This window comes from Haemophilus sp. HMSC061E01, assembly GCF_001810345.1.
In the GTDB taxonomy this organism is placed as follows: Bacteria; Pseudomonadota; Gammaproteobacteria; order Enterobacterales; family Pasteurellaceae; genus Haemophilus_D.
Genome location: NZ_KV800998.1, coordinates 335,132 through 342,763, shown reverse-complemented (window position 1 = coordinate 342,763; position 7,632 = coordinate 335,132). Strand labels below are relative to the sequence as shown.

Below are 7,632 nucleotides of genomic sequence, written 5' to 3'. Positions count from 1 at the left end.
GCAAAAAAGAACGACGCACCGGTTTTTCTTAAGATTCACAACAGCGCGTCGTTGTGTAGCGTATTATAGGCATTTCAGATGCCTTTGCAAGATCTTTTTGTAAAAAAATGTAAATTTTTTTGCTATTTGCTTACAAACGCACCAATATGACGAGAAAAAATCATTTTAAAGCGGTAATACCATCAAATCCCCAAAGTGCTAATGCTTGTTCTAATTGATGTTTATTCTCTACATCTTGCGTACAAAAAACCTGATTTTTCACCTCTAATTTTGACCGCTCTTCTAATTTATCAAGTAAGAACTGCAACCGCTTGGCAATAGCAAATCCTGGATCCATAAAATTCTTCACTTGAGGTAAGCAAATTTGAATTTCATCTTTAATTAAAGGGAAATGGGTACAGCCTAAACAAATCGTATCTAAATTCTCTATTAATGCCCAGGGACTTAATTCATTTTTCAATGCAATCAAATCAACCGATTTCCCTTGGATTTTATGCTCCGCGATTTCAACCAATTTAGTGGAGCCTAATCGTTCAACTATACAATGGGTGGCAAACTGATGGATAAGATCATTAACATAAGGGCGTTTAACCGTGCCCTTTGTCGCCAATAGACCAATATGTTTCGTTTGTGAGATTTCTGCTGCTGGCTTAATGGCTGGCACGGTGCCTACAATCGGAATAGAAAATTGTTCACGTAAAGGCGGTAACACCACCGTACTCGCGGTATTACAAGCAATCACAATGGCATCAAGTGGATAATCCTGATTAATTTTTTTACAAATATCCAATGTTCGCTGAATGATTGTTTCTTCTGATTTTTCTGAATAAGGAAAACCTGCATTGTCAAAGCAATACAAATAATGGTTATCTGGCATCAGCTTTTTCGCTTCTCGATAAACGCTTAAGCCCCCCATTCCAGAATCAAAGAAAAGTACCGTTGATTTATTCATTTATAAAACTCTTTCAAAAATAACCGCACTTTAGGCATTCGAATAAATTTCTCGATTATTTAGCCAACGGCGGATTAAACTTTCTGCCACATCCGGATATTTTACAATTAATGCCTTAGCATAATGTTGAACGGTTGGAATCATTTTACGATCGCGCATCAAATTCGCCACTTTAAATTCGGCGATCCCTGTTTGTTTAGTACCTAACACCTCACCTGGACCGCGAATTTCTAAATCTTTCTCTGAAATTACAAAGCCATCTTGGCTATCACGCAATACCTGTAAACGTTTTTGCGACACTTTACCCAACGGCGGTTTATACATTAGGACACAAAAAGACGCCGTACTGCCACGCCCTACTCGTCCACGTAACTGATGGAGTTGTGATAAGCCCAAACGCTCTGCATTCTCAATGATCATTAGACTGGCATTCGGCACATCTACGCCCACTTCGATCACAGTTGTAGCCACAAGCAAATCGAGCTCTGCATTTTTAAAGGCAGCCATAATATCTTGTTTTTCTTGCGGTTTCATTCGCCCATGTACAAGGCCAATTTTAAGCATCGGCAAGGCTTTCGTTAAATCTTCCCAAATGGCCTCGGCTGCTTGCGCTTCTAGCACTTCAGACTCATCAATTAACGTACAAACCCAATAAGCCTGACGTTTTTCATTAATACAGGCATTTTTGACTCGAGCAACGATTTCATCACGACGCTCTTCTGAAATAACCACTGTCGTAATCGGTGTTCTACCTGGAGGTAATTCATCAATAATCGACGTATCAAGATCAGCATAAACCGTCATCGCTAATGTTCTTGGGATTGGTGTTGCTGTCATAATCAGTTGATGTGGATAAAATCCTGCTTTTTCACCTTTTTTTCGCAACATCAAACGTTGATGCACACCAAAACGATGCTGTTCATCAATAATCACCAAGGCTAAATCAGCAAATTCTACTTCTTCTTGGAATAAAGCATGTGTGCCCACTACCATTTGTACCGCACCGGACTTAATTTTTTCCAATTCCGCTTGGCGAGCTTTTCCTTTTACCTTACCCGCTAACCAGCCTACTTCAATACTAAAAGGTTCTAACCAACGGCGGAAATTATTTGCATGCTGTTCCGCTAAAATCTCTGTTGGCGCCATTAAAGCCACTTGTTTGCCATTATCAATCGCTAATAAGGCGGCTAAGGCTGCCACTAACGTTTTCCCCGAACCTACATCCCCTTGAACAAGTCGCATCATCGGATAATCTTTCGCTAAATCCTGTTCAATATCCGCTACTACTCTATTTTGGGCATTTGTTGGTTGAAAAGGCAAAGACGCAAGAAAACGTTGCTTCAAATCGGTTTGATAATGCAATGGCAACGCTAAAAACTGCTGCGTACCCAACCGCACTTTTTGCATCGCAAGATTATGCGCAAGAAGCTCTTCAAAGATAAGTCGTTGCTGTGCGGGATGTTGTCCTTTCTCCAAAATATCTAATGAGATATCTGGCGGCGGACGATGCAAAAATCGAATAGCCTCCTTTAAGCTAAAAGGATGTGGATTAAATTCATTAGGTAAAATTTCCGTTAATTGGATTTTATCGAGTAAAGCCAATGCTTGATCGGTTAGCTTACGTAATGAATTTTGTTTTAAACCTTCCGTTGTGGAATAAATAGGCGTGAGCGTTTCCTCTAAAACCAATGGCGCATTATCCCGTATGATTTGATATTCAGGATGATGAATTTCCGCCATAAAGCGTCCACGTTTAATTTCGCCAAACGCTTTGACGCGCGTACCAATCTGAAAACTGTTTTTCATCCCCGCATTAAAATTGAAAAAACGGAGCATAATCTTGCTCGTTCCATCAGAAAGACTAACAGTTAAAATAGGACGGCGCCCAAAGGCTACTTCACAGGTTTGGACAACCCCTTCAATGGTGGCATATTGTTCAGGACGAAGATCGGCAATGGACGTAATTCTCGTGCGATCTTCATAACGGATAGGTAGATGAAAAAGCAAGTCTTGGAGATTATGAATTCCAAGACGACTTAATTTATCGGAAATTGCCGCGCCTACACCGGATAAAGTGGTTAGAGGAACGGCATCGAGAAGTTGTGTGCTCATTATGCTTCATTAATATTGCGCTTTAAACGAATCACACTGGTAATTTGTTTGATTTTTCGCATAATGTTTTCTAAATGATAGATATCTCTCGCGCCAACTTGGATAATGACTAATAGCAGATTATTCTCTAATTCTTCCGTCCAAATACTTTGAATATTACTTTCACAAGTCGCGACCGCTGTCATGAGACTACCTAATACATTTTGTTCATTAAGCATTTCAATGTGTAATTCAGCATCAAAATTGACCGCACTTTCAGCCTCTTCCCATTTTGCCGCGGTGAAATCTTTGGCATTGCTTGACGTTAAATTAGAACAAGCTTGATGATGTACAACCACGCCTTTCTTCGCAGTACTTAATGCCACGATCGGATCACCCGGAATTGGATGACAACATTGAGCGAAAGACGCTTTCATTTCGCCATCTCGGCTTAACGTTAGCGTACTTTGTGTGTTTTCAGACACACCATCCACATCAATTTCAATGGCTTCATCCATTAATTGATGCGCAATGACACTCGACATTTGATTACCCACACCAATTTCCACAAAAAGCTCATTAAGGCTTGAGAGATTCAATTCATTCAGTACTGCTTGGATTTTCTCTTCAGAAATCTCAGAGAGATAATGTGGTTTTAGGGCCATTTCTAGCTGTTTTTTACCTGTTTGAACCGCATCATCTGCACGCAATAATTTTAAGAAATGACGAATACGAGTTCTTGCACGAGCCGTCACTACAAAGTTTAACCAGCTAACGCTTGGATGAGTATTTTCACTGGTCACAATCTCAACGGTTTGACCAGATTCTAAAGCTTGTGATAACGGATAAGGTTTATGCTCTACTACTGCTGCAACACAATGATTTCCCACATCAGAATGCACGGCATAAGCAAAATCGACAGCTGTTGCGCCCATTGGTAATTCAACGATACGACCTTTCGGTGTAAAGACATAGATTTCTTTCGGGAAAAACTCAGATTTTACATTTTCAATAAACTCAAAGGAGTTACCCACGTTTTGTTGAATATCTACCAGGCTTTGTAACCAACGTTGTGCACGTACTTGAGCGGTGGTGCTATCGTTTTTACCACCTTCTTTATACACCCAATGGGCGGTAACTCCCATTTCAGCAACCTGTTCCATTTCTTCAGTCTGAAGATGAACTTCTACGGGCACCCCATGAGGGCCAATCATTGACGTTTGCAGTGCTTGGTAGCCATTTGCACGAGGCACAGCAATATAATCTTTCACTTTACCAGGGCGAGGCTTATACAAACTATGCATTTGCCCCAACCCGCGATAGCAATCATCAACCGAATTCACAATAACGCGGAAAGCATAAATATCCATAATAGAATGGAATTTCTGATCTTTCGTGCGCATTTTTTGGTAAATTTTATAGAGATGTTTTTCACGTCCCCAAATACGATTTGTAATGCCTACATTATCAAGACGTTGTGAAATATCATTAGAAATTCGTTGAATCAATTCTTGACGAGAGCCACGCGCTTGTTCGACGAGCTTTTTAAGTACTTCATAACGGCGAGGATGCATTGCTTCAAAAGATAAATCTTCTAATTCATTCTTGATATGCTCGATGCCTAAACGGTGGGCTAATGGACAATAAATCTCTAAGGTTTCTTTTGCGATACGACGACGTTTATCTGGACGCAATGATCCCAACGTTCGCATATTATGGGTACGGTCAGCCAGTTTAATTAAGACAACGCGAATATCTCGAGTCATCGCTAAAATCATTTTGCGGAAGTTTTCAACCTGTGCTTCTTGGCGGGTACGGAATTTCAATTTATCTAGTTTCGATACACCATCAACAATTTCAGCTACGCTAGCACCAAATTCATCTTTTAATTGGGATTCAGTATAAGGAGTATCTTCGATAACATCATGCAACAATGCGGCCATGATCGCCTCATGGTCTAGATGCATTTCCGCAATAATTGAGGCTACTGCAACAGGGTGAGTTATGTAAGGTTCGCCGCTTGAGCGAAATTGTCCTTCGTGAGCATCTCGCGCAATGACGAATGCACGTTTGATTAATTCAATTTTATCGGCGGGCAAATACCCCTGAATAATTCGATCTAAATCTGCAAACAATTCCAAAGGACACCTGACTTTTTGTAGAGAGAAAGACTAGGCGATCAAAATAGCTTTAATTTTGACCGCTCTTTAATGAGATTATTCTGCGATTAACGCTACTGCTACTTCTTCGTTACGTTGAGAAGCTGCCGCATCTAAATACTCTTTTGCATCCATGATTTCTTGGTTGATTAACCCTTTTTCGATTTCACGTAATGCGATTACAGTTGGTTTATCGTTATCTTCCGGCACTAACGGCTCACTTTGATGTAACTCTAATTGTCTCGCACGACGAGCGGCGGTTAAAATTAAATCAAAACGGTTACCAATTTTTTCTACTGCATCTTGCACAGTCACTCGAGCCATGTTTTACTCCGATGTTAAAAATAATGTCTATAAAGGGAAAACATTGTACTCAATTCAAGCTTATTTTGCTAGTAGCTGATGAATTAAGTCTGCATTTTCTGTTTGTTGATAAGCTTTGGTCAAGCGTTCTGCCTGCAAAATGCTTTGTAAATCTGCCAATGCCTGTTCAAAATTATCATTCACAATAACGTAATCATATTCATCATAATGCGAAATTTCGCTGATTGCTTTTGACATTCGCTCAGCAATAACCTCTTTGCTATCCTGTCCGCGTCCAATCAAACGACGTTCTAATTCTGGCAATGACGGTGGCAAAATGAAAATACTTTTTACAGAAGGTACTTTTTGACGAATTTGCTGTGCACCTTGCCAGTCAATATCTAAAAACACATCAATGCCCTTAGCCAAGTTTTCTTCAATTGCTGGCAATGAAGTGCCGTAATAATTACCACCAAACACTTTTGCATATTCTAAGAAATGGCCTTTTTCAATTAAGGTTTCAAATTCTTCTACGGAAACAAAATAATAATGCACACCATGACTTTCGCCTGGACGAGGAGAACGCGTTGTGTGTGAAATAGACACCATTTTTTTCGTGCCTTGATTTTTTTCTAATAACGCGGAAATTAATGATGACTTGCCCGCCCCACTTGGTGCAGAAAGAATATATAAATTACCTTGAGACATAATTGAAACCTCTTCTTGTTGTTTGTTTTTATTATACAAAAAGAAAACGAAAAGTGCGGTCAAATTTTCATTTGTTTTACCAAATTGTTAAAAAGTGATCGAGATCACAAAAAAGTGGTATATACCCTTTTTTTTATCAAAATGCCCATGCTATAATCCACGGGAACTCGTTAGAGCAACGATTTTGTTTAACTTGAAAAAAAGGTGAAAATCTTATGGCTATTAAAATTGGTATCAACGGTTTCGGCCGTATCGGTCGTATCGTATTTCGTGCAGCACAACATCGCGATGACATCGAAGTTGTAGGTATCAACGACTTAATCGATGTTGAATACATGGCTTACATGTTGAAATACGATTCAACTCACGGTCGTTTTGACGGTACTGTTGAAGTTAAAGACGGTAACTTAGTCGTAAACGGTAAAACTATCCGTGTTACTTCTGAACGTGATCCTGCAAACCTTAACTGGGGTGCGATCGGCGTTGATGTTGCAGTTGAAGCAACAGGTTTATTCTTAACTGATGAAACAGCACGCAAACACATCACTGCTGGTGCGAAAAAAGTCGTATTGACTGGTCCTTCTAAAGATAGCACACCAATGTTCGTACGTGGTGTAAACTTCGGTGCATACGCAGGCCAAGACATCGTGTCTAACGCTTCTTGTACTACAAACTGTTTAGCGCCTTTAGCGCGTGTTGTTCACGAAACCTTCGGTATCAAAGATGGTTTAATGACTACAGTTCACGCAACAACAGCGACTCAAAAAACTGTTGATGGTCCATCTGCTAAAGACTGGCGCGGTGGTCGTGGTGCGGCACAAAACATCATCCCTTCATCTACCGGTGCTGCGAAAGCTGTGGGTAAAGTATTACCAGCATTAAACGGTAAATTAACTGGTATGGCGTTCCGTGTTCCTACTCCAAACGTTTCTGTAGTTGACTTAACTGTAAACTTAGAAAAACCAGCAACTTACGAACAAATCAAGCAAGCAATCAAAGATGCAGCTGAAGGTAAAACTTTCAACGGCGAATTAAAAGGCGTTTTAGGTTACACTGAAGATGCTGTAGTTTCTACAGACTTCAACGGTTGTGCTTTAACTTCTGTATTTGATGCTGATGCGGGTATCGCATTAACTGATTCTTTCGTTAAATTAGTATCTTGGTACGATAACGAAACTGGCTACTCAAACAAAGTATTAGACTTAGTTGCACACATTTACAACTACAAAGGCTAATCAAAAATAGCTAAAAAATTAACCGCTCTTTTTAGAGCGGTTTTTTTATTTCCAATCCATTTTACTTAATCAATATTTTTAAATTCTTTATTTCTCACCCGGAGATAAAAATAGAAAAATAAATATGTCTATTATTTATTCTATATTCACAAAATAACAACATTTCACTAGATTTTAAATTTAT

Annotated in this window: 6 protein-coding genes; 1 reads left to right on the top strand and 5 read right to left on the bottom strand. The window is 39.6% G+C overall.

Going from position 1 to position 7,632, the window contains the following annotated elements:
* Positions 1-160: 160 nt before the first annotated feature.
* The 5 genes from murI to gmk all read right to left on the bottom strand — a co-directional run bounded on the left by murI (position 161) and on the right by gmk (position 6,213).
* Positions 161-952 carry a glutamate racemase gene (gene murI, locus HMPREF2732_RS02105; RefSeq protein ID WP_070590651.1) on the bottom strand — a complete coding sequence of 264 codons (792 nt, stop codon included), beginning with the start codon at positions 950-952 and terminating at the stop codon, positions 161-163.
* Positions 953-982: 30 nt separating this feature from the next.
* Positions 983-3,064, bottom strand: a complete 2,082-nt coding sequence (recG, locus tag HMPREF2732_RS02100) for an ATP-dependent DNA helicase RecG (RefSeq protein ID WP_070590646.1) — start codon at positions 3,062-3,064, stop codon at positions 983-985.
* A complete protein-coding gene (gene spoT, locus HMPREF2732_RS02095) occupies positions 3,064-5,184 on the bottom strand; it encodes a bifunctional GTP diphosphokinase/guanosine-3',5'-bis pyrophosphate 3'-pyrophosphohydrolase (RefSeq protein ID WP_070590643.1) in 2,121 nt (706 codons plus the stop codon). Before spoT ends, recG begins: the two co-directional genes overlap by 1 nt.
* A 75-nt stretch (positions 5,185-5,259) precedes the next feature.
* The gene (rpoZ, locus tag HMPREF2732_RS02090) at positions 5,260-5,526 is read right to left on the bottom strand and encodes a DNA-directed RNA polymerase subunit omega (RefSeq protein ID WP_005698386.1); all 267 of its coding nucleotides are present in this window, start codon (positions 5,524-5,526) and stop codon (positions 5,260-5,262) included.
* 60 nt (positions 5,527-5,586) lie between these two features.
* The gene (gene gmk / locus HMPREF2732_RS02085) at positions 5,587-6,213 is read right to left on the bottom strand and encodes a guanylate kinase (protein WP_049365014.1); all 627 of its coding nucleotides are present in this window, start codon (positions 6,211-6,213) and stop codon (positions 5,587-5,589) included.
* Between the two features lie 215 nt (positions 6,214-6,428).
* Here gmk and gap point away from each other — a divergent pair, with 215 nt between their 5' ends.
* A complete protein-coding gene (gene gap, locus HMPREF2732_RS02080) occupies positions 6,429-7,448 on the top strand; it encodes a type I glyceraldehyde-3-phosphate dehydrogenase (protein ID WP_005695620.1) in 1,020 nt (339 codons plus the stop codon).
* Positions 7,449-7,632: the final 184 nt, after the last annotated feature.